Genomic DNA, 2,068 nt, shown 5'->3' on the forward strand with positions numbered 1-2,068 from the left:
CCGCTCCTTGTCGCTCATTCGTGAACCCTTACCCCTATTGAAGCGTGGTTCCCTGTCAGAGACGCGCCGCTGCGTCCAGAGCAAGCTCGTAGCCGAGCGCGCCGAGCCCGCTGATTGTTCCTTTGGCGGCGGCGGCGATCAGCGAGCGACGGCGGAAGCTCTCGCGCGCCTGCGGGTTGGAGAGATGGACCTCGATCACCGGCACGGCGACCGCCTTCACCGCGTCGTGCAGGGCAACGGACGTGTGCGAGAAGCCGCCGGCATTGAGGATCACCGCCTTGGCACCCGACGCCCGCGCCTCGTGCAGCCAGTCGATCAAATGCCCCTCGTGATTGGACTGGCGGATGTCGACGCGAACGCCGAGTGCCTTCGCCCGGTCCTCGAGCCGCCCGGCGATATCGTCCAGCGTGTCGGTGCCGTAGATTTCGGGCTCGCGCAGGCCGAGCAGGTTGAGGTTCGGCCCGTTCAGCACCAGGATCAGAGGTGGCGTCGCCATGGAGCGCCCCTATATGACGCACGGCCCCGGCACGCAAAGCCGGGCGGAAAAGCGAGCATGAGCGAAGACGGCACCATCTCGATCCGGGTCAACGGCGCGCACCGCCGGGTGCGCGATGGCATCAGTGTCGCCGAGCTCGCGCTCGAGCTGGGGCTCGAGCCGACCCGGGTCGCGGTCGAGCGCAATCTGGAGATCGTCGCCCGCTCGACCCTCGCCGAGGTCCGGGTCGAGGACGGCGACGATTTTGAGATCGTCACCTTCGTCGGCGGCGGTTGAGGCTCAGGCGATCGAGCCGGTGTCGATCGGCGCCACCGGAATCCGCGCGCCGTAGCGCCGGGCGATCCGCTCGACCGCGTCGAAGGTCGTATTGACCGCCTCTTCCGCCATGGCCAGCTCCTCCATCCCCTCGGTGAAGGTCGATTCGCCATATTGACGCTGGACCTGCTCGACGAGCCCAGCGAAGCGCTCCCAGGCGCGCAGGTGGACCTGATAGGCGTCCCAGAAATCGTCCGGGGCGTGGCCGCGCTCGATTCCCCCCATCGCCTCGACCACCTCGCGCGGCGTCATCCGCCCGGTATCGAGATTGTCCGCTTCGAGGATACGCTCGATCGCGACGCGGTGCGAATCGGCCTGCACCGTGATTTCCTGCTCCTGCGCCGCCGCCAAAGCGGGCGTCAGCAGCGTTGCCAGCGCGAGAATCGCGAATCGAAACAGGGCCATCTCGTCCTCCTTGCCTGCCGCTTACCTTAGTATCGGCGGAGGTTCCGGAAAAGCGGTGGCTTTCGCCCGCCGCGATCGAGCCTATATCGGAGCATTCCCCAGTCTCGACGAGCGGATCGAAGCCAAGTGAATGCAGAAAGCCGGGTCGCGGCGCCCTCCACAGAAACGGACGATGGCTGGACGGTCGCCGGCAAGACCTTTGCCTCGCGACTGATCGTCGGCACCGGCAAGTATAAGAGCTTCGAGCAGAATGCGGCGGCGGTCGAGGCCTCGGGCGCCGAGATCGTCACGGTCGCTGTGCGGCGGGTGAACATCTCCGATCCCGGCCAGCCGCTGCTTACCGACTTCATCGATCCGAAGCGCTACACCTATCTTCCCAACACCGCCGGCTGCTTCACCGCCGAGGAGGCGATCCGCACCCTCAGGCTGGCGCGCGAGGCGGGCGGCTGGGAGCTGGTCAAGCTCGAGGTGCTGGGCGAGGCGAAGACGCTCTATCCCGACATGCGCGAGACGCTGAAGGCGACCGAGACGCTCGTCGCCGAGGGCTTCAAGCCGATGGTCTATTGCGTCGACGATCCGATCGCGGCGAAGCAGCTCGAGGAAGCGGGCGCGGTCGCGATCATGCCGCTGGGCGCGCCGATCGGCTCCGGCCTCGGCATCCAGAACAGGGTGACGATCCGGCTGATCGTGGAGGGCGCGGGCGTGCCCGTCCTCGTCGACGCCGGCGTCGGCACCGCCTCGGATGCGAGCGTCGCGATGGAGCTCGGCTGCGACGGCGTGCTCATGAACACCGCCATCGCCGAGGCGAAGGATCCGATCACGATGGCCCGCGCGATGAAGCTCGCGGTCGAG

The 2,068-nt window shown here is 67.4% G+C and carries 3 protein-coding genes and 1 pseudogene; 2 read left to right on the forward strand and 2 right to left on the reverse strand.

Going from position 1 to position 2,068, the window contains the following annotated elements; all coding sequences use genetic code 11:
- Window positions 1–55: 55 nt before the first annotated feature.
- On the reverse strand, window positions 56–496 hold the full coding sequence (gene aroQ / locus ACT4N8_RS12560) for a type II 3-dehydroquinate dehydratase (RefSeq protein WP_444858468.1): 441 nt from the start codon (window positions 494–496) through the stop codon (window positions 56–58).
- Window positions 497–553: 57 nt separating this feature from the next.
- On the opposite strand from aroQ, the pseudogene thiS reads away from it, so the two are divergent.
- Window positions 554–769: pseudogene (gene thiS / locus ACT4N8_RS12565) on the forward strand (sulfur carrier protein ThiS); the annotation flags it as partial.
- 6 nt (window positions 770–775) lie between these two features.
- On the opposite strand, the gene ACT4N8_RS12570 reads toward thiS, so the two are convergent.
- The gene (locus tag ACT4N8_RS12570) at window positions 776–1,216 is read right to left on the reverse strand and encodes a hypothetical protein (RefSeq protein ID WP_444858469.1); all 441 of its coding nucleotides are present in this window, start codon (window positions 1,214–1,216) and stop codon (window positions 776–778) included.
- A 126-nt stretch (window positions 1,217–1,342) separates the two neighbouring features.
- Here ACT4N8_RS12570 and ACT4N8_RS12575 point away from each other — a divergent pair.
- The coding region (locus tag ACT4N8_RS12575) for a hypothetical protein (protein WP_444858470.1) at window positions 1,343–2,068 on the forward strand (726 nt) is incomplete at its 3' end.

Source organism: Sphingosinicella sp., assembly GCF_052387495.1.
Lineage (GTDB): Bacteria > Pseudomonadota > Alphaproteobacteria > Sphingomonadales > Sphingomonadaceae > Allosphingosinicella.